The organism is Cellulosimicrobium sp. I38E (assembly GCF_001647255.1).
Lineage (GTDB): Bacteria > Actinomycetota > Actinomycetes > Actinomycetales > Cellulomonadaceae > Cellulosimicrobium > Cellulosimicrobium cellulans_E.
This window is the reverse complement of sequence record NZ_LUAZ01000013.1, coordinates 25,366-50,074: the sequence shown is the minus strand read 5'-3', so window position 1 is coordinate 50,074 and position 24,709 is coordinate 25,366. Positions and strand designations below refer to the sequence as shown.

Here is a 24,709-nt window from a genome sequence, read left to right as displayed (position 1 = left end):
CGTCCGCGGGTGGCGCGTCAGCCCTCGAAGGGCTTCGCGGCGACGATCTTCACGGCGATCTCGTTGCCGTTGGGCGCGGTGTAGCTCGTCTCGTCACCGACGGTCTTGCCGTCGATCGCGGCACCGAGCGGCGACGTCGGCGAGTACACGTCGAGGTCGGTCGTGCCGGCGATCTCGCGCGAGCCGAGGAGGAACGTCATCTCGTCGCCCGCGACGACCGCGGTGACGACCATGCCGGCCTCGACCATGCCGTCGTCCGGCGGGGTCCCGACCTGCACGTTGCGCAGCTTCTCGGTGAGCTCGCGGATGCGGGCCTCGTTCTTGGCCTGCTCCTCACGCGCGGCGTGGTAGCCGCCGTTCTCCTTGAGGTCGCCCTCGTCACGCGCGGCGGCGATGCGCTCCGCGATCTCGGTACGGCCCTCGCCGGACAGGTGGGCGAGCTCGGCCTGCAGCCTGTCGTACGCCTCCTGGGTCAGCCAGGTGACGGTGGTGTCGGTCACGGTTCGCTCCTTCCTTTCCATGGTCGACGGCCGGGTCGGTCGCACGGCCGTACGGGTACGGGCAGCCGGGGCGCGTGCGTTCGCGGTGCGCCTGCCTGCCCGGGTCGGTGACGCTGGCCGGGTGGCAGCGCGTAGGACTGGTCTCCCGCTGGTCGCCGGGGTGCCCGGAGGACGCGTGCCTGTCACCAGCACGCAGTCTCGGGCTCCACACGATCGGGTGCGGGAATCCCTCAGGATAGCAAAGCACAGGGCTCCGACAGCGACGCCGCAGGTCAGTCTGCGCGCGGGGCCGACACCCCGGGGTCCGTCACGGGGCGACGCGGCAGGACTGGACGATGCCCGTCGTGGCGAGCTCGGAGGTCGCCACGCTCACCGTGTACCGGGACTCCGTGACCTCGACCGGGCCGACCGTCACGTCGACCGTCCCGACCTGGGCGAAGCTCTCGGCGAGGGCGTCGAGCGTGCACGTCGCCGTCGTCCCCGGGTCCATGTAGACCTCGAACGTCACGTCGACGCGCTCCGGGCTCACGACGGTGTAGCCGAAGTCCTTGAACCGCACCGGCTCGTTCGCGTACCGCAGCCCGATGACGAGCGTGATCGCGAGCCCGACGATCGCGACGAGCACGATCCCGACGACGGCCAGGCGTCGGCGCCGCTCGGTCGGCTCGGGACCGTAGCGGCCCGCCGGCGGTCGCAGGGGGGCACCCGAGCTCGGTTGCGGGGCGGTGGTCTCGTTCGTCATGGTGCGGTCCCGTGGTCGGTGCCGCCGCGTCCGGTCGCAGGCCCGGCGTCCTGCCGGTGGTCCCGGCGGTTCGTCAGGTGTGGGCGCGGTGGGGGATCATGTCCTCGACCCATCTTCGCAGAGCCCGGGCGCTCGTCGTGCACCCACGACAGGTCCGGCCGTGCGAGGAGACGTACGACGTACCCGGGAGGACCAGTGGCCGAACCCGCGGCCGGATCGACCACCCACCGCGAGCAGCCGGAGACGCTCCGTCTGCTGGCCGTGCACGCCCACCCCGACGACGAGTCGAGCAAGGGCGCCGCGACGGCCGCCCGCTACGCGGCCGAGGGCGTCGACGTGCTCGTCGCGACGTGCACGGGCGGTGAGCGCGGCGACATCCTCAACCCGAGCTTCGGCGAGGGGCCCGACGGCATCGAGGGCATGCGCGCCCTGCGCCGTGTCGAGATGGCGTCCGCGGCGCGCGCGCTCGGGGTCCGCCAGCAGTGGCTCGGGTTCGTCGACTCGGGGCTCCCGGAGGGCGACCCGCTGCCCCCGCTGCCGGAGGGCTCGTTCGGCCTGGTCCCGCTCGAGGAGGCGGCCGCGCCGCTCGTCGAGCTCGTGCGCGAGTTCCGGCCCCACGTCGTGACGACGTACGACCCGTCGGGTGGCTACCCCCACCCCGACCACGTCATGTGCCACCGCGTCGCGTTCGAGGCGTTCCACGCCGCGGGCGACCCCGACCGCTACCGCCGCGAGGGCGGCGCGGCCCCGTGGGCGCCGCTCAAGCTGTACTACAACCACGACTTCTCGATGAACCGCATCCGCACGCTGCACGAGGCGATGCAGGGTGCCGGCCTGGAGTCGCCGTTCGGCGACTGGGTCGAGTCGCGGTCCGCGCGGGAGATCCCCGAGCGCGAGGTCACGACGCGTGTGCACGTCGCGCGCTACTACGCGCAGCGCGACGCGGCGCTCATCGCGCACGCCTCGCAGATCGACCCCGACGGCTTCTTCTTCGCGATCCCGCGCGACCTCGAGGTCGACGTGTGGCCGTTCGAGGAGTTCGAGCTCGCCGAGTCGCGCGTCCCCACGCAGCTGCCCGAGGACGACCTCTTCGCGGGCGTCCGCGAGCTCGTCGCGAGCGAGGGGGCGGCCTCGTGACCACGACGACGTCCCTCGTGGACTCCCTGGCGGCGACCGGTGCGGGCGGCCCGGGCTGGGCGGCCGACGTCGTGGCCGAGACCGCGACGCCGAGCCCCTCGGACGACCCCCTGCGCGAGGACCTCGACCCGAACGACGTGTCGCCGGGCCTCGTCGGCTTCCTCGCGATCTTCGCGGTGGCCCTCGCGACCGTCGGCCTCTTCTTCGCGCTGTCCCGCCAGCTCCGGCGCATGCGGCACAACGCCGAGGTGCAGGGCATCGGCGCGGACGGACCGTTGGAGCCGGGCGACGGCGACGGTGGCGCGACCTCCGACGGAGAGTCCCCCAGCGGCGCGACGGGCGACGACAGGGCACCCGACGGCGGCGCGCCCGGCGGGGCGCCCGGCGGCGGTCCCGCGCGGCAGGGCTGACCGTGGCCACCGGGGCGCGGGTCACCATCGGCCAGCTCGAGGTGTCGGCCGACCACGCGGCCAACCTCGTCGCGGTCGGCGCCGCGTTCCGGGAGGCGGCGCGCGTGCGCGCGGACCTGCTCGTGCTCCCCGAGTACGCGGCCGGATTCGACCCGCGAGGTACGGGCGTCGAGCACGCCGAGCCGCTCGACGGGCCGTTCGTGACGACCCTGTGCCGGCTCGCGCGCGAGCACGGGGTCGCCGCGATCGCGGGCACCCTCGTGCCCGGCAGCGCAGCCGGACGTGCGGTCAACGTCGTGGTCGCCGTCGACGCGTCCGGCGAGCTCGTGGGCACGTACCGCAAGGTCCACCTCTACGACGCGTTCGGGCACCGCGAGTCGGACCGGCTCGACGCCGGCGACCCGGCGGCGCCCCCGCTGGTCCTGCGCCTCGGTGACCTGTCCTTCGGCGTCATGACGTGCTACGACCTGCGGTTCCCCGAGAGTGCGCGGCGGCTCGTCGACGCCGGTGCGGACGTGCTGGTCGTGCCCGCGGCGTGGGCGGCGGGCGACCTCAAGGCGGACCAGTGGCGCACCCTCGCCCGGGCGCGGGCGATCGAGAACACCGCCGTCGTGCTCGCGGTCGGCCAGGCGGGCAAGGGCGTGACCGGCCGCTCGGTCCTCGTGGGCCCGGACGGCCAGGTGGGTCTCGAGCTCGGCGAGGGCGCCGAGCTGCGCAGCGCCGACCTCGATCCCGCGGCCCTGGCGAGCGTGCGCGAGCGCAACCCGTCGCTCGCCAACCGCCGCTACGCCGTCGTCCCTCGGGACTGAGCCCGCGGCGCGCTCAGCGCGCCGCGACCGCCGCCAGCATGATCGCGACGTAGTGGCACGTGAAGCCGACGACGGTGAGCACGTGGAAGATCTCGTGGAAGCCGAACCAGCGGGGGCTGGGGTTCGGCTTCTTGATGCCGTAGACGACGGCGCCGAGCGTGTAGGCGAGGCCGCCCGCGGCGACGAGCCAGACGATCGCCGGCCCGTTCGTCGTGGTCCAGAACTGCGGCATGTAGCCGACGGCGACCCAGCCGAGCGCTACGTAGATGGGCACGTAGACCCAGCGCGGGGCGTCGAGCCACAGGATCCGGGCGAGGAGGCCGAGGACGGCTCCGCCCCACACGATCGCGAGGAGGATCGTCGCGGTCCGCTGGGGGAGCAGGAGCACCGCGAGGGGCGTGTAGGTGCCGGCGATGATGAGGAAGATGTTGGAGTGGTCGGCGCGGCGGAGGACCCCGGCGACGCGCGGCGACCACGTGCCGCGGTGGTAGACCGCGCTCGTGCCGAAGAGCAGGCACGCGCTGAGCCCGAAGATCGCGCACGACACCTTGCCCGCGACCGGCGGCGCGACGACGACGAGGACGATGCTCGCGACGAGGACGAAGGGGAACGTCCCGGCGTGGATCCACCCGCGCAGGCGGGGCTTGACCGCCTCGGCGACCTTCTCGACGGCGTCGCCCACGCTCTCGCGGACGCTCTCCAGGGCGCCCGCGTCGGGTGCGCTCGGGGTGCGGTCGCGGTCGGTCGGTCGGTCCACGGCGTCTCCTCGGGGTCGGGCCGGATCGGGCGCGGTCAGGGTCGTGCTCGGTCTGACGGGGCCGGCGTGCGGTGCCGTCCCGGTCAACCTACGCCATCGTAGGTTACGGCAGCGTAGGTAGATGACCGCGGACGGCGCCGCGGTGTGAAGATCCTGGGCAGGGGCGTGGGCGGCCGCCGCCGCCCTGCCGTCCGAGCGATGCGGAGCGGTAGCGTGTGCGGGTTCGGCCCGCTCGTCCCGAAAAGGACCAGCCCGCCGGGCGACACCCCGTCCTTCCACCGTCGAGGAACCGTCGTGCGCCTGCCCCGCCCTGTCTACGGACTCTACGAGCGTCGCCTCGCCGCGACCCTCTCGCACGAGAGCGTGCCGCGCCACGTGGGCGTCATCCTCGACGGCAACCGGCGCTGGGCGCGTTCGTTCGGTGAGTCGACGGCGACCGGCCACCGCCGCGGTGCGGACAAGATCGCGGAGTTCCTCGGCTGGAGCGAGGACCAGGGCGTCGAGGTCGTCACGCTGTGGATGCTCTCGACCGACAACCTCTCGCGCTCGCAGGAGGAGCTCTCCGCGCTGCTCGACATCATCGAGGACGCGGTGCGCGACCTCGCCGACTCGGGCCGCTGGCGCCTGCGGGTCATGGGCCGGCTCGACCTGCTCCCCGAGCGCCTCACGGCCGCGCTGCGCGAGGCGCAGCAGCGCACGGCCTCCGTGGACGGGCTCCAGGTGAACGTGGCCATCGGGTACGGCGGCCGGCACGAGATCGCCGACGCGGTGCGGTCCTACCTCCGCGAGCAGGCGGCCGCCGGCGCGCGGCTCCAGGACCTCGCGGAGAACCTCGACGTCGAGCACATCGAGGAGCACCTGTACACCAAGGGCCAGCCGGACCCGGAGCTCGTCATCCGCACGTCGGGCGAGCAGCGCCTCGGCGGGTTCCTGCTCTGGCAGAGCGCGCACTCCGAGTTCTACTTCTGCGAGGCCTACTGGCCCGACTTCCGGCGCGTCGACTACCTGCGCGCGCTGCGCGCGTACTCCCAGCGCGAGCGCCGGCTCGGCCGCTGATCTCGTCGCTCAGCCGATAAGGTCGATGCGAACGCATCGATCGAGCCGTCCGGGGGTGTCATGGCCGAGCAGGGCTACCGCGACGACGGGCCCGTGACCGCACCCGGCCATGCGAGCCCGCGCCTCGCGGTGGAGACGTGGGAGTCGCTCTTCCGGGCGCAGGTGACCATCATGCGCCGGCTCCAGTCGGACCCCGTCTGGGACGGCCTGACCCTCCGCGAGTACGACGTGCTCTTCTCGCTCACCAAGGGCCCCGACGAGGGCATGCGCCTGCGCGACCTCAACGTCTACATCCTGCTCAGCCAGCCCTCGCTGAGCCGCATGGTGGACCGGCTGGCGACGCGCGGCCTCGTCGAGCGGACGTCCGCGCCCGACGACGCACGCGGCACGCTCGTCCGGCTCACCCCGGCGGGTCGGGACCTCCAGCGAGCGACCGGCCGCGCGCACGCCCGGGCCATCGCGACCTACGTGGGCGGGGCGCTCGACGACGACGAGCTCGCGACGCTCGGCGCGCTCCTCGAGCGGCTGCGTGCGGCGCAGTCCACGATCCCGGACGCGGTGGACCCCCGGGCGGACGGGTGGTGACCCTGACCGCTGTGGCGGGGAACACGTCCGGTCCGTCCGTTCCCGGGCGGACCAGGGCGGGTCCGGCTGCCTAGGATGCGAGCGTGTCCTCAACGCCGAGCACCACCCCGACCGGTCCCGCCCAGCCGCGCCCCGACGGCCCGCTGCGCGTCGTCGTCGCGCCCGACTCGTTCAAGGGCAGCCTGAGCGCCGCGGACGTCGCGCACGCCGTCGCCGCCGGGATCCGCAGCGTCGTCCCCGACGCCGAGGTCGTCGAGCTCCCCATGGCCGACGGCGGCGAGGGGACGCTCGAGGCGCTCCTCGCGGTGTGGGGCGTGCCGGCGCGCGAGGTCGCGACGGTCGACGCGATCGGGCGCCCGCGCACCGCGCGGTACGGGGTCTCGGCCGACGGGCGCCTGGGCGTCGTAGAGCTCGCGGAGGCGAGCGGTCTGCCGCAGGTGAGCGACGTCGCGCTCCAGCCCCTGCACGCGCACACCCTCGGCACCGGCGCGGCGGCCGCGGCCGTGCTCGACGCGGGCGTGGAGGAGGTGATCGTGTGCCTCGGCGGGTCGGCCTCGACCGACGGCGGCTCGGGGATCCTCACCGGTCTCGGCGCGCGGCTCCTGGACGCCACCGGCGCGCAGGTGCCCGACGGCGGGGAGGGGCTCGCGCGCGTCGCGCGCCTGGACCTGTCCGGGCTGCACCCGCGCGCCCGCGACGTGCGCTGGCGCCTCGCGGTCGACGTGACCAACCCCCTGCACGGCGAGCGGGGCGCCGCCCACGTGTTCGGCCCGCAGAAGGGTGCCCAGGAGGCCGACGTGGCGTTCCTCGACGACGCGCTGCGCCGCTGGGCGGGCGTGCTCGCCGAGGAGGCCGGGTTCGACGTGTCCGAGCTCGCGGGCGCCGGGGCCGCGGGCGGCGTGCCCGCGGCGATGGTCGGCGTCCTCGGAGCCGAGCTGGAGCCCGGCGCACGCCTCGTCGCCGAGGCCGTCGGGCTGCCGGACGCGATCCGTCGCGCGGACCTGGTCGTCACGGGCGAGGGGTCGTTCGACTCGCAGTCGGTCAACGGGAAGGTCGCCGACGCGATGGGCGCGCTCGCCGCCGAGGCGCCGCACCGTCCGCCGGTCGTCGTGCTCGCGGGGCGCGTCCTGCTGCCGGCGCACCAGGCGCGCGACGCCGGCATCGCCGCCGCGTTCAGCATCGCTCCCGGCCCCATCGAGCTCGACGAGCTCCTCGACCGGACTGCTTCCCGGCTGACCGATCTCGCCGCGACGGTCACGAGCCTCCACGTCGCCTCGCGGCGCTGACCGCCCCCGAGGCGGGCTCGAGCCCGGACGCCCGCGCCGCCGGTGTCACCGCCGGGGCCAGGTCCAGGGCGGCTGGTCGAGCAGGCCCTCACGCCCGGCGACGGTCGTCTCACCGAACGGCGAGCGGACGAGCTCGACCTCGAGGAGGTCGTCGGGACCCGGCAGGTCGGCCGCTCCCGACGCCGTCGCGTCCCGCAGCGCTGCGACGAGCGGCGCCGCGTGGGTCACCACGACGACCTGCGTCTCCCGGGCCGCGGCGTGCACGAGCGCGCCGAGCGCGGGCAGCAGGTCGGGGTGCAGGCTCGTCTCGGGCTCGTTGAGCACGAGGAGCGCGGGCGGGCGCGGCGAGAGCAGCGCGGCCACGAGGAACAGGTACCGCAGCGTGCCGTCGCTGAGCTCGGCGCCGGTGAGCGGTCGCAGCAGGCCGTGCTGGTGGAGGGCGAGCTCGAACCGTCCGTCGTCGGCCTGGACCGCGAGGCGGCTGCCGGGGAACGCGCGCGCGACGGCGTCGTCGAGCTCGTCGCCGCGGCCGAGGTCGCGCACGGTCTCGAGGGCGGCGGCGAGGTCCGCGCCGTCGTGCGCGAGGACGGGCGTGCGGGTGCCGACCTGCGGCGCGCGCGCCGGGGCGCCGGCGTCGGTGCGGAGCTGGTCGTAGAACCGCCACGAGCGCAGGGTCTCCCGCACCGCGACGACCTCCGGCGCGCCCACCGGGTCGACGAGCTCGGTGAGCACGCTGTCGAACGACCGGAGCCGGGCGGGGGAGGAGACCCAGCGCCCGGCGTCGTCCCGCACGCGGACGGCGGGCCCGCGCCGCTCGACCTGGAGCGTCGCGGGTCGCGGGGCCGGTCCGGACCAGATCGTCTCGACCTTGATCTCGGGGTCGAGTCCGAACGCCGAGCCGGGGTGCTGCGGCAGCCCGAGGTCGACGGCGTAGCCGAGGTCGCCCGGGGCCGCGCCCGCGAACCCCAGCCGCAGCGCGACGGGCGCGGTCCGCCGGGTGCCCTGCACCGGTCCGCCGTCGCGCAGCGCGCGGCTGCCGCCCTGCTCCGGCCCGGCCCACAGGGTCGAGCGCAGCCCGCCCTCGCGTGCGACCGCCCCCACCGCGCCCCCGAGAGCGCACTCCGCGAGCAGGCGCAGCGCGCGGTACAGGCTCGACTTCCCGGTCCCGTTGGCCCCGGTCACGACCGTGAGCCGGTCGAGCGGCAGCACGAGGCTGCGCAGGGAGCGGTACCCCTCCACGGCGATCGTCGCGAGCATCGTCACCTCCGCCGCGCACGCTACGCGTCGCCTCCCACGCGGGCGCGGCCGGTGCCGCGGACGCCCGCACCCGAGGTTGCGGACGTCCGTATCCAGGAATGCGGGAAAGCGCGTCCAGGAATGCCGGGAACCACGTCCGGAAATGCCGAGACCAGCGTCACCACGACGCCCCTGGACGCATTCCTTCGGCGCTTTCTAGGCTGCTTTCCCGTGGGAATTCTCGAGCTCGTGGTGGTCGCCGTGGCGCTCGCGGCGGACGCGTTCGCCGTGGCGCTCGCGCAGGGTACCCGGATGCGGCGCCCGACGTGGCGCGAGACCGCGCGCGTCGCGGTCCTCTTCGGCCTCTTCCAGGCCCTCATGCCGCTCGCCGGGTGGGCATTGTCCACGTGGTTCGCGGACGCGGTCTCCGGCGTGGCGCCGTGGATCGCCTGCGGGATGCTCGCGTTCGTGGGCGCGCACATGGTCAAGGAGGGCCTCCAGGACGAGGCCGAGCACGCCGTCGAGCACGTGGAGGGACCGGCGGGGGACCAGACCGCGGCCGCGGACGGCGGTGCCTCTGGAGCGCCGGCGGCCGTCGCGACGCTCGCGCCGCCCGCCACCCGGCGACCCCGCGTGGCCTACCGCGTGCTGCTCCCGCTGGCGATCGCGACCTCGATCGACGCGGCCGCCTCCGGCGTCACGTTCGCGGTGCTCGGCGTCCCGATCCTCCCCGCCGTCGCGCTCGTGGGCGTCGTGACGCTCGTGCTGTCCGGCCTCGGGGTGCGCCTCGGCGCCCGTGCGGGCGAGCGCCTGGGCCGCTGGGCGACCGTCGCGGGTGGCGCCGTGCTCGTGCTGCTCGGCGTGCGCATCCTGCTCGCGCACCTGCTCTGACCCGCTGACCTGCTGTGGGCGTGAGAAGGGCCCGGTTCTCGACCGAGAACCGGGCCCGTCTCACGCCCACAGCGCGGGGCGGGATCAGTCGGTGATGGCGAAGGCGTCGATCTCGACGAGCATCTCCTCGCGCGGCAGGCCCGTGAACACGGTGGTGCGGCTGGGGAGCACGCCCTTCGTGGTGTGCTGCGCGACGAACGCGCCGTACGCGTCGTTCATGATCGGGAAGTCCTCGCGCTTCGTGAGGTAGACGCGGAGCATGACGACGTCGTCGAACGTCGCGCCGGACGCCTCGACGATGGCCTTGACGTTCTCGAGCGTGCGCGTGGTCTGCGCGGCGACGTCACCCGGGTAGAGGTACTCGTTCGTCGCGGGGTCGACGGGGCCCTGGCCCGAGACCTGGACGAACGGGCCCTTGCGCACGCCCTGGTGGAACGTGTGCGCGGGGGCCGGGGCGTCGGGGGTCGAGATCGCGGTCTTCTCGCTGGTCATAATGTCCTCTCGGTTCTACGGGGTCGCGGGATGGAGGTGGTCACGGGCGATGGTCAGAGATCGATGGTCGCGAGGTCCACGACCTCGTCGCCGCGCACGACGGCGGCGACGCGCCAGCGGTCGAACGTCGTGCAGGGGTGGGAGATGCCGAAGCCGACGACGTCGCCCGGGCGCACCTGGGCGGTCGCGGGACCGGTGACCTGGCCGGCACCCGCGTCGAGGGCGAGGTAGAGGTGCTGGTCGTTGAGCGCGGTGACGCGCGTCCCGGCGAGCTCGCGCGCGGGCAGCCAGCCGTCGTCGGACTGCGAGCGCAGCCAGAGCGCGACGGGCAGGTCGATGTCGAACGACACGTCGCGGCGCCCGATGCCGCAGATCGCGAGGCCCGGCTCCGGGACGGACAGCACCTGGCCCCAGACCGTCGCGGCGCCCCGGAGCGGCTCCGCGCCGGGGATGCGGCTCCACGGGTCGGTGCGCGAGTAGAAGCCGTGGTCGTGCGTGACGTACGCACCCGAGCGCACGACGACGCGGACCTCGGCCTCGTCTCCGTCGCCGGCCGCGACGGGTCCGGGCAGCTCGGCCAGCACGACGTCGAGGAACGAGCTGCCGCCCGCGGACAGCACGAGCGGCTCGTCGACGCCCGCGAGGCCCTCGCGGAGGAACGCGGCGCCGAGGTCGCGCAGGCCGTCGCACCACGCGGCGACGGCGGCGAGCTCGTCGTCGGTCGTGCCGCCCGCGACCGAGCCCTCGTACCCCGTGACGCCGAGCAGCCGCAGGCCGGACGCGCGGACCGCGCGCGCGAGGTCGAGCGCCGCGGCGGTGCTGCGCACGCCCGTACGCCCGCCCGGGACGCCGAGCTCGACGAGCACGCCGAGGCGCGCCCGGACGGCGGCAGGCGCGTCGGCGAGACCGCGCGCGAGCAGGTCGACGCCGTGCGGCGAGTCCACGCACAGCCACACCTCGTCGGGGGCCCCGTCGACGACGCTCGACAGGTCGTCGCGCAGCCCCGCGATCTCCCGCGGGTCGAGCAGCTCGTTCGCGAGCAGCACGCGCGGCACGCCCCAGTCGCGCACCGTCCGGAGCTGCGCCGGTGTCGCGACGGTCGCGCCCCACGCGCCCGCGGCAGCCTGCCGCGCGTAGAGGGCGCGCGACATGGTGGTCTTCACGTGCGGCGCGTGCTCGACGCCGCGCTCCGCGCACACGCGCGCCACGACGCCGACGTTGTGGTCGAGCGTCGCGTCGTCGAGCGCGAGCAGCGGCCAGGAGAATGCGGCGTCCGTGAGGCGCGGCGAGCCCGCGAGCACGTCCGCGACGGTCGCCGAGGCGCCGAGCCGCAACCCCTTGGTCCGGGGCCCGACGACGTCGCCCGCCCAGGGTCGGTCGGGTGCGGGACGCGCGACGTCGTCCGTCGTGCCGGTCATGTGGTCCTCCTCGGGAGTGGGGCTCTCGTGCTGGACGGCTCGCGGCTCACGTCGCCGGCGCGCCCGGGCGCAGCGGTCGTCCCGGGAAGGCGTCGGTGAGCGAGCCGTCGCGCAGGACGGGCACGCCCGCCACGAGCACGTCGGCGACGCCGGACGCCGGGCGACGCGGGTCCTCGTACGTCGCCTCGTCGCGCACCCGGTCGGGGTCGACGAGCGCGAGGTCCGCGACCGCGCCCGGCGCGACCACGCCGCGCCCGGCGAGCGCGAACCGCGCGGCGGGTCGCGTCGACAGGTGCGTGACGGCGTCGTGCCACGTCCAGTCCCCGAGCGTACGCACGTGCTCGGCGAGGAAGCGCGCGAAGGCGCCCCACCCGCGCGGGTGCGGCCGGCCACCACCTCCGACGGGCGCGTAGATCGCGTCGGACCCGCCGACGTGCGCGCGGTGGCGCAGCAGGGCGCGCACGGACTCGGGCGAGTTGGTCGGGGGCTGGGCGAACACGCACGAGGCGCGCAGCCGTGTCGCGACGAGCAGGCGCACCGCTGCGGCGGCGGGCGACAGGCCCAGGTGCGCGGCGACGTCGGGCAGGGTCATGCCCTCGGCCCAGGAGAGGTCGTCGGCGGGTCCACCTGCCGGTGCGCCTGCCGCCGCCCCGGTGGGGACCGCGGCCATCGTCACCCGGGGCCACAGGTCGGTCAGGGTGGGAAAGTGCTCGCGGTGCAGGCGGTCCAGGACGGCCGGGTCGGTCAGCGCGGCCACGGTCGCGTCGACGTCCGCGATGGGCAGCCAGGTCGGCAGGGACACCATCGACAGGATCGAGCAGCCGCGCAGGTACGGGTAGGAGTCGAACGTGACGTCCAGGCCCTGGGCGTGGGCGTCGTCGACGTACCCCAGCAGCTCCGCGGCCGGGCCGTGGTAGTGCGAGACGTGCGTCGCGACGCCCGACGCGCGCGCGACGCGCACGAGCTCGGCGAACGCGGGGCCGGCCTTGTCCTCGTAGCCGCGCATGTGCGACACGTGGGGGACCCCGCGCGCCGCGAGGATGCTCGTGAGGGCGACGAGCTCGGCCTCGTCGGCGTACGTCGCCGGGACGTACTCCAGGCCGGTCGACATGCCGAGGGCGCCGTCGTCGAGCGCGGCGGTGAGCAGCGCGCGCATGCGGTCGGTCTCGGCGGGCGTCGCGGTGCGGGCCGCCGCGCCCAGGACCGCGTACCGGATCGTGCCGTGCGGGGCGAGGTAGCCGACGTTCACGCGCGTCGTGCGGTCGTAGGTCGCGAGCAGGTCTGCGACCGACCCGCCGCGGAACGTGGGGTGCTCGCCGTTGATCGCGGCGAAGTACCCGCTCGCCCAGGTCGCGGCGTCGTGCAGGCCCGACGCCGTCTCGTCGCCCGCGGTGCGCTGCTCGCCCGGGGTGGGCGAGGGCGCGTAGGACACCCCGTCCTGCCCGACGACGACGCTCGTCACGCCCTGGCGCAGCATCGCGAGCTGCACGTCCTCGTCGAGCACCGCGGCCTCGCCGTGCACGTGCGCGTCCACGAAACCGGGCAGCAGCAGGCGCCCGTCGGCCTCGACGATCGCCACGTCGTCGGGCAACGCCCCGGCGCCCGCCGCGGGGTCGACGCTCTCGACCCGGTCCCCGCGGACCGTCACGTCCACGGGGGAGGAGGCCCCGCCGTCGGGCCCGACGAGCCGGGCGCCACGGACCACGAGCGCGCTCATGCGGGGCCGCCCTCGTCCTCGTCGCGCCCCTCGACCCAGCCGCCCACGCCGCGCAGGCCGCCCGCGGCGAGCTCGGCCGCGCGGTCCCGCGGCCAGCCTGCGACGCCGGGCCGGGTCTGCCAGGGGTGCGGGCCGTCGAGCGGCCGGTACTCGACCCCGTACGCGTCGAGGCGCGGCAGGTGGTGCGTCACCAGGCGCTCGCGGAACGCGCGCGACGCGGGCGAACCGGGGGAGCGGTCGGCCTCGGGCGACCACATGACCTCCGCGAACGCCGCGAGGCGCGGGAACGCGGCGTAGTCGACGCGGCGCGCGGAGTCGAGGTGCTCGGACCACAGCTCCGCCTGGCCGCCGAGGAGCGCGCCGGTGCGGCCCGCACCGGGCCCGCCCGGGCCCGTGCCCGGGTCGGTGTCCGCGCCCGCGAGCCCCGCCGGCAGCGGCTCGAACGCGTACACGTCGTCGACCGTGCTGAGGAACCCGACGGGGACCGGCTCGTCCGGGGCGTCGCCGCCGCGGTGGTCGAGGTAGACGACCTGCTCCGGCGCCATGACGACGTCGTGCCCGGCGGCGAGCGCGTCCGCCCCGACGGCCCAGCCGCGCCACGACGTCACGACCACGTCGCGCGGGAGCGCGGGGCCGAACGCCTCGTCCCACACGACCGCGCGGCGCCCGCGCGACGCGACGTGCTCCGCGAGCCGGGCGAGGAACCAGCCGTGCAGCCCGCCGACGTCGTCGAGCCCGAGCGCCTCCGCGCGCGCCACGATCGCCGGGTTCTCGCGCCACAGCGTCGTCGGCACCTCGTCGCCGCCGATCGCCACGAACGGCGCGTCGAACACGTCGAGCACCTCGTCGAGCACGTGCCGGAAGAACGTCAGCGACTCCTCGGACGGGTCGAGCACCTCGGTGCTCACGCCCCACGTCGTACGCACCTCGTGCGGCTGCTTGCGCGTGCCGAGCTCGGGGTACGCCGCCACGGCGGCCTCGACGTGACCCGGCGCGTCGATCTCCGGCACGACCGTCACCCCGCGCTCGCGCGCGTACGCGACGATCTCGCGCAGGTCGTCCTGCGTGTAGAAGCCGCCGTGGGGGCGGCCGTCGAAGACTCCGGCGCGCCACGTGCCGACGCCCGACTCACGCCGCCACGCCCCGACCTCGGTGAGCCGGGGGTAGCGCGCGATCTCCATGCGCCACCCCTGGTCGTCGGTGAGGTGGAGCTGCAGCACGTTGAGCCGGTGCGCCGCGGCGAGGTCGACGAACCGCAGCACGTCGGCCGTGGGCAGGAAGTGGCGCGCGACGTCGAGCAGCACGCCGCGCCACGGGAACCGGGGATGGTCGGTGATCGTGACGTGGGGGAGGACCAGCGTCGGCGTGGTGGAGGCGTCGGCCGGGGCACGCCGGAACGCGGCCGGGCCGGCGAGCTGGCGGAGCGTCTGCGCGGCGGCGTGCGCGCCGTCGAGGTCGCCGGCGTCCACGCGGACGCCGGTGGCGTCCACCGTGAGGCGGTAGCCCGACGCCGGGAGGTCGCCGTCGAGCGCGAACGTCACCGTGGTGCGGGGTTCCGAGGCGCCGGCCGGCACGAGGTCGAGGCCGAAGGCGTCCTCGGTCACGCGGCGCCACCAGCGCGCGGCGGCACGCAGCGCCGGGTCGGCCACGACCCGCGCCCCGTCGACGACGGCGGTCGTGCCCTCGCCGGGCGTCAGCGCCGCAGGAGCAGGGAGGATCCCGAACGGGTCCGTCGTGGACACGGGGTAGGGCGCGGGCACCTTTTGGAAGGACACCGAACGAGCCTAGCCGCTACCGCCGCCGACTCCCCACCTCCACCCGAGCCGGGCTATCCCCTCCCCGCCTCGAACCCGCTCCGACCCCGCGCCGAGAACGACATGGCGGTCGGTATGAGCGCCAGAACGACCCTCATGTCGTGTTCGGCAGAACCGTGCCGCGGGGCGCGGACCTGCGCGATACTCCTTGACGCAAGCATGCGTTCGGGCGGCTCGGAATTACGCAAGCGGCTTGCAGCGCGGCGTATAGTCGGCGGCATGTCGAGACGTCTGGCGGAGGTCGCCACCAAGGTCGGTGTCAGCGAGGCCACGGTGAGCCGCGTGCTCAACGGGAAGCCCGGGGTGTCGCAGGCGACGCGCGACGCGGTGCTCACCGCGCTCGACGTGCTCGGCTACGAGCGGCCCACCAAGCTGCGCGGCGAGCGCGGCCGCCTCGTCGGGCTCGTGCTCCCCGAGCTCGTCAACCCGATCTTCCCAGCGTTCGCCGAGGTCATCGGCGGCGCGCTCGCGCAGCAGGGCTTCACCCCGGTGCTGTGCACACGGACCGCCGGAGGCGTCACGGAGGCCGAGTACATCGACCTCCTCCTGGGTCAGCACGTGTCCGGCGTGATCTTCGCGGGCGGCTTCTACGCCGAGCGCCTGGCCGACCATGCGCACTTCCGCCGCCTCGAGAAGCTCGGGCTGCCGGTCGTGCTCATGAACGCCTCGATCGAGGACCTCGACTTCCCGCGCGTCTCGTGCGACGACCTCGTCGCGATGAACCAGGCGCTCGGCCACGTGCTCTCGCTCGGCCACGAGAAGGTCGGCCTGCTGCTCGGGCCGGCGGACCACGTGCCGTCCGAGCGCAAGCTCGCCGCGGCACAGGCGTTCGCCGAGCGGCAGGGGCACGTGCTCGACGCGTCGCTCGTCGTGCACAGCCAGTACTCGCTCGAGAGCGGGCAGGCCGCCGCGAACCGGCTGCTCGAGGCCGGCGCGACGGCGATCGTGTGCGCGAGCGACCCGCTCGCCCTGGGCGCCGTCCGCGCGGTGCGGCGCGCGGGTCTCGACGTCCCGACGGACGTCTCCGTCGTCGGCTACGACGACTCGAACCTCATGAACTCCACCGACCCGGCGCTGACCACGGTCCGCCAGCCCATCGAGCCCATGGGCCGGGCCGCGGTCGACCTGCTCGCGAGCATGATCGCGGGCGCCGACGTCTCGCGCGACGAGCTCCTGTTCGAGCCCGAGCTCGTCGTGCGCGGCTCGACCGCGGCGGCGCACACCGCCGGGCGCGAGGCCACCGCCTCCTAGCCCGCACTCCGCTCCTCCAGGGCCCCGGCCCGGCCGCTCGCGCGCGCCGGACCGGGGCCCTCGTCGTCGTGCCCTCCCGCGGTCGCCGAACCCGGGGTCGTCGGCACGGCGGAGATCGAGCCCGCCGACATCCCCGGGCTCGGCGCGGTCGGGGTCCGTCGGGCGCAAGGGGGCGTAGGTCTCTCGACGTCGAGAGATAGCGTTTCGATAACGGCGCTGTCAGGTTCTTGCGCGCATCCTGTCGTCTAGTTACAGTCTTCCACGACGGCGCGGTCGGCACCCGGTGCACGACGGCCGTCCCGGGCGCCCACCCGGTCGGAACGAACGCAGTGCGCAGCAGCAGGCGAGACACGGCCCCGGCACGTGCAGCCCACGAACTCACGGAAGAGGACGCGGTGAGCAACGATCACCCCCGAGTCGCCGACGGCGAACCCACCCCCGACGCGACCCTCGCGCAGGCGGTGCGGGAGCCGGCGGCGGCGTCGCCCGACTGGTGGCGCAGCGCCGTGATCTACCAGGTGTACGTGCGCAGCTTCGCGGACGGTAACGGCGACGGCACGGGCGACCTCGCGGGCGTGCGCCAGCACCTCACCTATCTCCGCGACCTCGGGGTCGACGCGATCTGGTTCACCCCCTGGTACGTGTCCCCGCTCGCGGACGGCGGCTACGACGTCGCGGACTACCGCGCGATCGACCCGCAGTTCGGCACGCTGGCCGAGGCGGAGCGCCTCATCGCGGAGGCCCGCGAGCTCGGGATCCGCACGATCATCGACGTCGTCCCCAACCACGTCTCGTCCGAGCACGAGTGGTTCAAGGCGGCCCTCGCGGCCGGCCCCGGGTCGCCCGAGCGCGAGCGCTTCTGGTTCCACCCGGGCAAGGGCGACGACGGCTCCGAGATCCCGACGCGCTGGGTCTCCGAGTTCCAGGGCAGCACGTGGACGCGCACGACGAACCCCGACGGCACGCCTGGCGAGTGGTACCTGCACGTGTTCGCGCCCGAGCAGCCGGACCTCAACTGGAACCACCCCGACGTGCGTCGGGAGCACGAGGACATCCTGCGGTTCTGGTTCGACCGCGGCGCCGCGGGTATCCGCATCGACTCGGCGGCCCAGCTCGTCAAGGACCCGGCGCTGCCCGAGGTCCCGGCCCACCCCGGCCCGGGCGAGCACCCGCACGTCGACCGCGACGAGCTCCACGACATCTACCGCGGCTGGCGCGCCGTCGCGGACTCCTACGAGGAGCCCCGCGTGCTCGTGGGCGAGGTGTGGCTCGCGGACCGTGCCCGGTTCGCCCAGTACCTGCGCCCGGACGAGATGCACACGGCGTTCAACTTCGACTTCATGGCGCGCCCGTGGGACGCGAAGGCGCTGCGCGAGTCGGTCCAGACGACGCTCGACGCGCACGCCCCGGTCGCGGCGCCCGCGACGTGGGTGCTCTCGAACCACGACGTGACGCGTCCCGTGACGCGGTACGGGCGCGAGGACAGCTCGTTCGCGTTCGCGACCAAGCGCTTCGGCACGCCGACGGACCTGGAGACGGGCCGCCGTCGGGCCCGCGCCGCGGCGCTGCTCTCGGCGGCGCTGCCGGGGTCGCTCTACCTCTACCAGGGCGACGAGCTCGGCCTGCCCGAGGTCGAGGACCTGCCGCTCGACGCGATCCAGGACCCCATGCACTTCCGCTCCGAGGGCGTCGACCCCGGTCGTGACGGCTGCCGCGTCCCCCTCCCGTGGACGCGCGGCGGCACGAGCAACGGGTTCGGGCCCGACGGCGGCGCGCAGCCCTGGCTGCCCCAGCCCGCGGGCTGGGGCGAGGTCTCCGTCGAGGCGCAGGCCGACGACGAGACGTCGATGCTCGCGCTCTACCGCCGCGTGCTCGCGACGCGGCGCGCGGAGCCCGCGCTGCACGGCGAGGCGTTCCGCTGGCTCGACTCCCTCGATGGGGTCGCGCTCGGCGACGACGTGCTCGCGTTCGTCCGCGAGGACACCCGCGGCGACGACGACCGCGCGGTCACGTGCGTCGTCAACCTCGGGACCGAGGACGTGCCGCTGCCCGCGGACGCGGAGGTCCTCCTCCACAGCGGCACCCCGCACGGGGCGGACGCGTCGGAGCCACCGACGCGCCTCGCCCCCGACACCGCGGTCTGGCTGCGCGCCTGACGGCGCGCACGAGCCGTCAGGCCTGACCGCCACAGACCCCGGGCCGCGAGCCGGTCGGCCCGGACACCCAGCACCCACCCAGCACACACCCAGCACCACCGGAACACAGGAGTGACGATGAAGTCCACACGTCAGGCGATCGCCTTCACCCTCGCGGGGGCGCTCGCGATCAGCACGCTCGCCGCGTGCTCGAGCGGCGGCTCGGGCAGCGACGACGAGAGCAGCGGCTCGGACGGCGACGGGAAGGTCACCCTCAAGGTGGTCTCCCTCCTCCCGGGCTCCGAGCAGGAGGCGATCGACGCCTTCAATGCCCAGGTCGAGGAGTTCGAGACCGCGAACCCCGACATCGACATCGTGCCGGAGGAGTACGAGTGGAAGGCGACGACGTTCGCCCCCCAGCTCGCCGGCGGCACGCTGCCCGACGTCTTCGAGATCCCGTTCACCGACGCGAAGACGCTCGTCGAGAACGGCCAGCTCGCGGACCTCGACGAGCAGTTCCGCACCCTGCCCTACGCCGACAAGTTCAACCCGGCCATCATCGAGGCCGGGACGGGCGCCGACGGCCACGTCTACGCGATCCCCGCGAAGAACGTGTACGGCGTGGGCCTGCACTACAACCGTGCGCTGTTCGAGTCCGCCGGGCTCGACCCCGACCAGCCGCCGACCACGTGGGACGAGGTCCGCGAGGACGCGAAGAAGATCGCGGACGCGAACCCCGGCGTGGCGGGCTACATGCAGATGTCGCAGAACAACACGGGCGGCTGGCAGCTCACGGTCAACACGTTCGCGCGCGGCGGCCGCACGCAGGAGGTCGCGGACGACGGCACGGCCACCTCGACGCTGACCAACGACGGCACCAAGGAAGCGCTCGAGTGGCTCAAGGCCATGCGCTGGGAGGACAACTCCCTCGGGAGCAACTTCCTCCTCGACTGGGGCACGATGAACCAGGCGTTCGCCGCCGGCCAGGTCGCGATGTACACGTCGGGCTCCGACGTCTTCACGTCGCTCGTCCAGACGAACGCGATCGACCCCGCCACCTACGGTCTCGCGGCGCTCCCGCTCGAGGGCGACGACGCGGGCGTCCTCACCGGCGGCACGCTCGCCGCGATGCCGGCGAACGTGGACGAGTCGAAGAAGGAGGCCGCGATCAAGTGGATCGACTTCTTCTACCTCGGGAAGCTCGTCGACGAGAAGCGCGCCGTCGCCGACGCCGAGACGCTCGTCGCGAACGACCAGCCCGTGGGCACCCCGGTCCTGCCGATGTTCTCCCAGGAGCAGTACGAGCAGAACCAGGAGTGGATCAAGGACTACATCAACGTCCCGCTCGACCAGATGACGAGCTACACGGACACGATGTTCGACCTGCCGCTCGTCGGTGAGCCGTCGCAGAAGACGCAGGAGATCTACGCCCTGCTCGACCCGGTCGTCCAGGCCGTCCTGACGGACGAGAACGCCGACGTGGACGCGCTGCTGGAGCAGGCGAACACCGAGGCGCAGGCCCTGCTCGACCAGGGCTGACGCCCCGCGGTCGCGCGGCCCGCACCGGGCCGCGCGACCCGCAGACCCGGGTCGGCCGGCAGCGCCCCCTGCCGGCCGACCCGTACCCCGCCGGTGCCCGACGGCGCGACGCACCTCGCGTCGTCGGGCACCTCCCCACCGCACCGAAGGACGTTCGCCCGTGACCGCCACCACCGCCCCGCCGCGACGGGGACCCGCCTCCCACGCGCGGGCCGACCGCGACGGCCGACGCCGCAGCCCCGTGACGTGGTTCCGTGGCGGCGGCCTGAGCAACCTCGTCTTCCTGCTGCCGCTCATCCTGATCTTCGGCGTCTTCTCGTGGTTCCCCATCGTGCGCGCGGTGATCATGAGCTTCCAGGAGACGAACCTCGTGAGCGACCCGACGTTCGTCGGGCTCGACAACTTCCGCCAGGTGCTGAACGACCCGCTCCTGTGGAAGGCCGTGAAGAACACGCTGTACTTCGCGTTCCTCGCCCTGCTGTTCGGGTACCCGATCCCGCTGGTCGCGGCCGTGCTGATGCGCGAGGTCCGCCGGGCACGCGGGCTGTACTCCGCGCTCGCCTACCTCCCGGTCGTCGTGCCGCCGGTCGTCGCCGTGCTGCTGTGGAAGTTCTTCTACAACGGCAGCCCGACCGGTGTGTTCAACACGATCCTCGGCTGGGTCGGCCTCGGCCCGTACCCGTGGCTCCAGGACGCCTCGACGGCGATGCCCTCGCTCGTGCTCGCCGCCACGTGGGCCGGCGCCGGCGGGACGATCATCATCTACCTCGCCGCCCTGACGAGCGTGCCGCCCGAGCTCTACGACGCCTCCGAGGTGGACGGCGCGGGGCTGTGGCGCAAGATCTGGCACGTGACGCTCCCGGCGCTGCGCGGCGTCCTGTTCATCACGCTGATCCTCCAGGTGATCGGCACGGCGCAGGTCTTCCTCGAGCCCTACCTGTTCACGGGCGGCGGGCCGAACAACGCGACGCTGACGATCCTGCTGCTCATCTACCGCTACGCCTTCCAGAACAGCCTCGGCGGCGACTACGGGGCGGCGACCGCGCTGTCGATCATGCTCGCGGCCGTCCTCGCCGTCTTCTCGATCCTCTACTTCCGGCTCACCCGGTCCTGGAGCACGTCATGACTCTCTCGCCCACCGACAACCCGAGCGAGATCGGCGTCGTCTCGCAGGACTCCGCGGCCGCGACGGACGCCGTCGACGACCCGGACGGCACGTCCCGCCGCGCCGCCGCGGCGAGCCGCTCCCGGCGCGAGTCCGACCGCCGCAGGGTGCGCGCTCGCCGTCGCAAGGCGCTCGACGGCGTCGAGGACCGCGGCGCGCTCTCCGAGGCGGACTGGCGCCGCCCGTCGATCCGGTGGGGGATGGGCACCACGCACGTCCTGCTGCTCGTGATCCTCGTCGTCGCGGGGCTCGGCCCGATGCTGCTGCTCGCGAAGTACGCGGTCACGCCGACGCAGGACATCCTGCGCACGCCGATGGCGATCTTCCCGAACGGCATCGCGTGGGACAACCTCGACAAGGCGTGGAACGACGTCCAGGTCAGCCGGTACTTCCTCAACACGATCTGGCTCGCGGTCGGGTCGTGGGCGTCCCAGATCCTCGTCGCGACGACGGGCGGCTACGCGCTGTCCGTCCTGCGGCCCCGGTACGGGAAGGTCGTGCAGGCGCTCGTCCTGTCGACCATGTTCGTCCCGGCGATCGTCCTGCTCGTCCCGCTGTACCTGACGATCCTCGACCCGCCGCTGCTGGGCCGGTCGCTCATCAACAGCTTCTGGGCCGTGTGGCTGCCGGCGGGCGCGAGCGCGTTCAACGTGCTGCTCGTCCAGCGGTTCTTCGACAGCCTCCCGCGCGAGGTGTTCGAGGCCGCGCGCATGGACGGCGCCGGGCCGTACCGGCTGTTCTGGTCGGTCGTCCTGCCGATGTCCAAGCCGATCATCGGCGTCGTCTCGGTGTTCGCGGTCATCGCGGCCTGGAAGGACTTCCTCTGGCCGCTGCTCGTCCTCAAGGACCCGGCGATCCAGCCGCTGTCCGTGCGCCTGCCGTCGATCGAGGCGTCGACCGACCTCGGCGTGTTCCTCGCGGCGCTCGCGATCTCCACGCTCATCCCGGTCGCGCTGTTCCTGGTGTTCCAGCGCATGTTCCTCCAGGGCGCCGGCCTCGGAGGAGCGGTCAAGGGCTGACCCCCGGTACATCGCCGAACACGACTTTGGTGTCGTTATCCCGCGGATAACGACACCAAAGTCGTTCTCGACCGCGCGCGCGGTCGTGCTCAGCCGCGGCCGCGGGGCTGCATCGCGCGCAGGACGGCGTCGTGGACGTCGGTGTTGCGCTGCGCGCCGGCGAGCCGCTCGGCGCCCGGCCCCTGCGCGGTGATCGGCGTGGCCTCGCCGGTGTGGCCGCCCGTGGTCCAGTCGACCGTGAACTGGAGGTCCGACCCCGCGAGGTCGAACGGGCCGTCCTCGGTCGTGGCGCCCTCGCCGCTCTCGTCCTCGGGGTCGACGTTCTCGATCGCCAGCCCGCCCGTGGCGTGGTCGCCCACGACGAGCACGAGCGTGCCCCGGTTCTTCTTCGCGAAGTCGAGCGCGAGCGCGACGGTCTCGTCGAGCGCCTGCCCGGCCTGGATCGTGCGCGTCGCGTTGCTGCGGTGCGCGAACTCGTCGACCGCCTCCTCCTCGACGAGCAGGAAGAACCCGTCGCGGTCGCGCTTCAGCACGTCGAGCGCCTTGGCCGTCATGTCGACGAGCGGCACCTCCGGCTCGTACAGGTCGCCCTCGCCCTCGTTGCGCTGCTCGAACATCTCCTCGTTGGCGAACAGGCCGAGCAGCTTGCGACCGCGCGCGTCCGCGAGCCCCTCGGCGTCGCTCACGTACGTGTAGCCGAGGTCCTGTGCGCGCTCGACGAGGTTCCCCTCGGTCCCCTTGCTCTGCTCGGTCGGGTCCTTCGCAGGGTTGTCCTCCCACGCGCCCGGGTCTCCCGCCGGGTACCACCAGTCCTCGCCGCCGCCGAGGACGACGTCGGGCCGCGAGCTCTCCAGGAACTGGCGCGCGATCTCGCTCTGGTCGCCGCGGTCGGGCACGTGCGCCCCGAACGCCGCGGGGGTCGCGTCCGTGACCTGCGCCGTCGTGACGAGCCCGGTGGCCTTGCCCGCGCCCCGGGCCGCCTCGAGGAGGGTCGGGACCGGGTTGCCGTCGACGTCCACGCCGACCGCCCCGTTGTAGGTCCGCACCCCGGACGCGAACGCGGTCGCGCCCGCGGCGGAGTCGGTAACCGCCTCCTCGGGGTCTGCCGAGTCCGTGGTGGTCCAGCCGGCGTGCTCGAGCGAGTCCATCGCGAGCTGCCCGTCCTTGCCGACCGTCGCGAGCCGGATGAGCTCGCGGTGCGACAGGCCGAGCCCGTCGCCCTGGATGAAGATGACGTTGCGGGCGCGGTCGTTCCCGTTCCCGTGGCCCTGACCCTGGCCGCCGCCGCGCTCGCTCCCGCCGAACGGCAGGAGCATCACGAGCGCCGCGGCCGCCGCGACCCCCGTGGTCCCTGCCCGGAGCTGTCCTCGTCGTGACTGCATGAGCCTCCCCTTCCCACCGGCGTCGCTGCCGGTGCCGGCACGGCCGCGGAGGGGACGGTGTCGCCGTCGCGCGCGGGCCGCGCCCGGCGGCGTCGGTGCCGCCGGATCGTCCCCACGCTAGGCAGGGCCCGGGCACTGGCAAGCGGAGCGGGGGCGCGGCGCGCTCACCAGCGGTTGTGGACCTCCTCGGCCCAGCCGACGAGGCCGTCGAACCGCACGGGCCCGATCGCAGCGGCGCCCGACCGGCCGTCGTCGGGCGGGGCGAACGTGCCCGACCAGGTCCCGAAGCACTGGTCGGTCGACGACGACACGATGCCGAGGTGCGTGCGCGTCACCTTGGTGTGGAAGGGCTCGAACGTCGCGTCGAGACCGTCGCCGGTGACGCGCCACGGCCGGTCCGGGTCCGCGAGGTCGTAGTCCCACACGATCTCGTCGGGCAGGTGGTGGATCCGGCCGTCCACATGGACGGCGTTCTCGGTCGAGCCCGTGCCGACGGTCCAGCGTCCGCCCACCTGGATCCCGACGACTCGCCCGTGGCTCGCGCCCGAGCCCGCGCCCCAGTTCCAGCGCACGTCGTACGGCCAGCGGCCGCGCCCGTGGTCGAGCACGGCCCACGACGACCCGGCGGGCACCTCGACCGTCCGGCCGTCGACCCACAGCGTGCCGTGCGCCGGGCGCGCGACGTCCTTGACCGTGTACTGGAAGCGGGTGTCGCTCCACGGCACGACGACCGCGAGCCGCTCGTGCCCGGGCGGCAGCTCGGCGACCATGTCGAACGAGACGTCGCGGGTCCGCGCGCGCAGGCGCGTCCCGCCGTCGACCTCGTCGAGGTCGATCGCAAGGTTCTTCGCCCGGGCGCGCGCCGGGCCGTCCCCGAGCGACCCGGGCAGCTCGACGCCGCGCGCCGGCACGACGGTCGCGGCCTCGCCCCACGTGCGGCCCGTCTCCCGGTCCAGGACCCACACCTCGTGCACCGCGGCGTAGTCGAGCGAGGACACGGTGAGGGCGAGGACGTGCGTCGGGGTGACGACGCCCCAGTACTCCCAGCGCTTGTTCCGGCCACGGTGACGGCTCCAGCGGCCGCGGCCGTCCCGTGCCACGCCGGACGTGTCGACGAGCGGTTGCCGCGCCCAGCCGACCGACCGGCGGTCGAGGCTCCCGTCGGGCAGGGTGAGCGCGACGCGCTCGGTGATCTCCGGGAGCGGCACTGCTCCACCTCCACGTGGTCCGGCTCGGGCGGCTCTGCGGGGCGGGCGACGGCGCCCGGTGCCCGGCCCGAGGAGCGAGCGAGCCCGAGTCTAGGGGCCGCGGGAAGCCGCCCGGACGAGGTGACACTCTGTCCCGTCAATGTCACGTCCTCCCGGTCGG

At 74.4% G+C, this 24,709-nt stretch carries 22 protein-coding genes; 12 read left to right on the top strand and 10 right to left on the bottom strand.

The genetic code is table 11. The features are described from left to right. Window positions 1–17 precede the first annotated feature (17 nt). On the bottom strand, window positions 18–500 hold the full coding sequence (gene greA, locus A0J59_RS03865; protein ID WP_047232065.1) for a transcription elongation factor GreA: 483 nt from the start codon (window positions 498–500) through the stop codon (window positions 18–20). A 307-nt stretch (window positions 501–807) separates the two neighbouring features. Next, window positions 808–1,242, bottom strand: a complete 435-nt coding sequence (locus A0J59_RS03860) for a DUF4307 domain-containing protein (protein WP_064315276.1) — start codon at window positions 1,240–1,242, stop codon at window positions 808–810. Window positions 1,243–1,437: 195 nt separating this feature from the next. On the opposite strand from A0J59_RS03860, the gene mca reads away from it, so the two are divergent. The 3 genes from mca to A0J59_RS03845 are packed head-to-tail and all read left to right on the top strand — an operon-like array spanning window position 1,438 to window position 3,598. Then, window positions 1,438–2,379, top strand: a complete 942-nt coding sequence (gene mca, locus A0J59_RS03855; RefSeq protein WP_047232067.1) for a mycothiol conjugate amidase Mca — start codon at window positions 1,438–1,440, stop codon at window positions 2,377–2,379. Further along, on the top strand, window positions 2,376–2,789 hold the full coding sequence (locus A0J59_RS21770; RefSeq protein ID WP_047232068.1) for a hypothetical protein: 414 nt from the start codon (window positions 2,376–2,378) through the stop codon (window positions 2,787–2,789). Before mca ends, A0J59_RS21770 begins: the two co-directional genes overlap by 4 nt. Before the next feature lie 2 nt (window positions 2,790–2,791). Further along, window positions 2,792–3,598, top strand: a complete 807-nt coding sequence (locus tag A0J59_RS03845; protein ID WP_064315275.1) for a carbon-nitrogen hydrolase family protein — start codon at window positions 2,792–2,794, stop codon at window positions 3,596–3,598. Between the two features lie 13 nt (window positions 3,599–3,611). Here the strand turns inward: A0J59_RS03845 and A0J59_RS03840 are convergent, their stop codons facing one another. Further along, window positions 3,612–4,355 (bottom strand): hemolysin III family protein, encoded by a 744-nt coding sequence (locus tag A0J59_RS03840; protein WP_047232069.1) that lies wholly within the window; start codon window positions 4,353–4,355, stop codon window positions 3,612–3,614. Window positions 4,356–4,649: 294 nt separating this feature from the next. Here A0J59_RS03840 and A0J59_RS03835 point away from each other — a divergent pair, with 294 nt between their 5' ends. From A0J59_RS03835 to A0J59_RS03825, 3 genes are all read left to right on the top strand, one after another. After that, window positions 4,650–5,411, top strand: coding sequence for an isoprenyl transferase (locus tag A0J59_RS03835; RefSeq protein ID WP_047232070.1), 762 nt, complete (start codon window positions 4,650–4,652; stop codon window positions 5,409–5,411). Window positions 5,412–5,471: 60 nt separating this feature from the next. Then, window positions 5,472–5,996: a MarR family winged helix-turn-helix transcriptional regulator gene (locus tag A0J59_RS03830; protein ID WP_064315274.1), complete on the top strand. Its 525-nt coding sequence runs from the start codon at window positions 5,472–5,474 to the stop codon at window positions 5,994–5,996. Between the two features lie 83 nt (window positions 5,997–6,079). After that, window positions 6,080–7,282, top strand: coding sequence for a glycerate kinase (locus tag A0J59_RS03825; RefSeq protein WP_082141059.1), 1,203 nt, complete (start codon window positions 6,080–6,082; stop codon window positions 7,280–7,282). A gap of 45 nt (window positions 7,283–7,327) precedes the next feature. On the opposite strand, the gene A0J59_RS03820 is transcribed toward A0J59_RS03825, so the two are convergent. Then, a complete protein-coding gene (locus A0J59_RS03820; protein ID WP_047232071.1) occupies window positions 7,328–8,539 on the bottom strand; it encodes an AAA family ATPase in 1,212 nt (403 codons plus the stop codon). Between the two features lie 210 nt (window positions 8,540–8,749). Here A0J59_RS03820 and A0J59_RS03815 point away from each other — a divergent pair, with 210 nt between their 5' ends. Continuing rightward, entirely contained in the window at window positions 8,750–9,409 is a 660-nt protein-coding gene (locus A0J59_RS03815) for a manganese efflux pump MntP family protein (protein WP_064315273.1), read from the top strand. Window positions 9,410–9,493: 84 nt separating this feature from the next. Here A0J59_RS03815 and A0J59_RS03810 read toward each other — a convergent pair whose 3' ends face one another. Genes A0J59_RS03810 through A0J59_RS03795 form a run of 4 tightly spaced genes read right to left on the bottom strand, consistent with a single transcriptional unit; the run spans window position 9,494 to window position 14,811 of the window. Further along, on the bottom strand, window positions 9,494–9,901 hold the full coding sequence (locus tag A0J59_RS03810; RefSeq protein WP_064315272.1) for a RidA family protein: 408 nt from the start codon (window positions 9,899–9,901) through the stop codon (window positions 9,494–9,496). A 53-nt stretch (window positions 9,902–9,954) separates the two neighbouring features. Further along, window positions 9,955–11,319 carry an alanine racemase gene (locus A0J59_RS03805; protein ID WP_064315271.1) on the bottom strand — a complete coding sequence of 455 codons (1,365 nt, stop codon included), beginning with the start codon at window positions 11,317–11,319 and terminating at the stop codon, window positions 9,955–9,957. Window positions 11,320–11,365: 46 nt separating this feature from the next. Next, a complete protein-coding gene (locus tag A0J59_RS03800; protein ID WP_064315270.1) occupies window positions 11,366–13,036 on the bottom strand; it encodes an amidohydrolase family protein in 1,671 nt (556 codons plus the stop codon). Beyond that, a complete protein-coding gene (locus A0J59_RS03795; protein ID WP_255364961.1) occupies window positions 13,033–14,811 on the bottom strand; it encodes a beta-N-acetylhexosaminidase in 1,779 nt (592 codons plus the stop codon). The genes A0J59_RS03800 and A0J59_RS03795 overlap by 4 nt, the downstream gene beginning before the upstream one ends. A 258-nt stretch (window positions 14,812–15,069) precedes the next feature. On the opposite strand from A0J59_RS03795, the gene A0J59_RS03790 reads away from it, so the two are divergent. The 5 genes from A0J59_RS03790 (at window position 15,070) to A0J59_RS03770 (ending at window position 21,959) form a co-directional block, all read left to right on the top strand. Next, window positions 15,070–16,101 carry a LacI family DNA-binding transcriptional regulator gene (locus A0J59_RS03790; protein ID WP_053370080.1) on the top strand — a complete coding sequence of 344 codons (1,032 nt, stop codon included), beginning with the start codon at window positions 15,070–15,072 and terminating at the stop codon, window positions 16,099–16,101. A 461-nt stretch (window positions 16,102–16,562) separates the two neighbouring features. Next, on the top strand, window positions 16,563–18,257 hold the full coding sequence (locus tag A0J59_RS03785; RefSeq protein ID WP_172820010.1) for a glycoside hydrolase family 13 protein: 1,695 nt from the start codon (window positions 16,563–16,565) through the stop codon (window positions 18,255–18,257). 117 nt (window positions 18,258–18,374) lie between these two features. Beyond that, window positions 18,375–19,775, top strand: a complete 1,401-nt coding sequence (locus A0J59_RS03780) for an ABC transporter substrate-binding protein (RefSeq protein WP_064315298.1) — start codon at window positions 18,375–18,377, stop codon at window positions 19,773–19,775. Between the two features lie 160 nt (window positions 19,776–19,935). Beyond that, entirely contained in the window at window positions 19,936–20,901 is a 966-nt protein-coding gene (locus tag A0J59_RS03775) for a carbohydrate ABC transporter permease (protein WP_172820007.1), read from the top strand. Continuing rightward, window positions 20,898–21,959, top strand: a complete 1,062-nt coding sequence (locus A0J59_RS03770) for a carbohydrate ABC transporter permease (protein WP_082141061.1) — start codon at window positions 20,898–20,900, stop codon at window positions 21,957–21,959. The genes A0J59_RS03775 and A0J59_RS03770 overlap by 4 nt, the downstream gene beginning before the upstream one ends. A gap of 89 nt (window positions 21,960–22,048) precedes the next feature. On the opposite strand, the gene A0J59_RS03765 is transcribed toward A0J59_RS03770, so the two are convergent. Continuing rightward, on the bottom strand, window positions 22,049–23,341 hold the full coding sequence (locus tag A0J59_RS03765) for an alkaline phosphatase (protein ID WP_053370076.1): 1,293 nt from the start codon (window positions 23,339–23,341) through the stop codon (window positions 22,049–22,051). A 164-nt stretch (window positions 23,342–23,505) separates the two neighbouring features. Next, a complete protein-coding gene (locus tag A0J59_RS03760; protein WP_064315269.1) occupies window positions 23,506–24,549 on the bottom strand; it encodes a DUF2804 domain-containing protein in 1,044 nt (347 codons plus the stop codon). Between the last annotated feature and the right edge of the window lie 160 nt (window positions 24,550–24,709).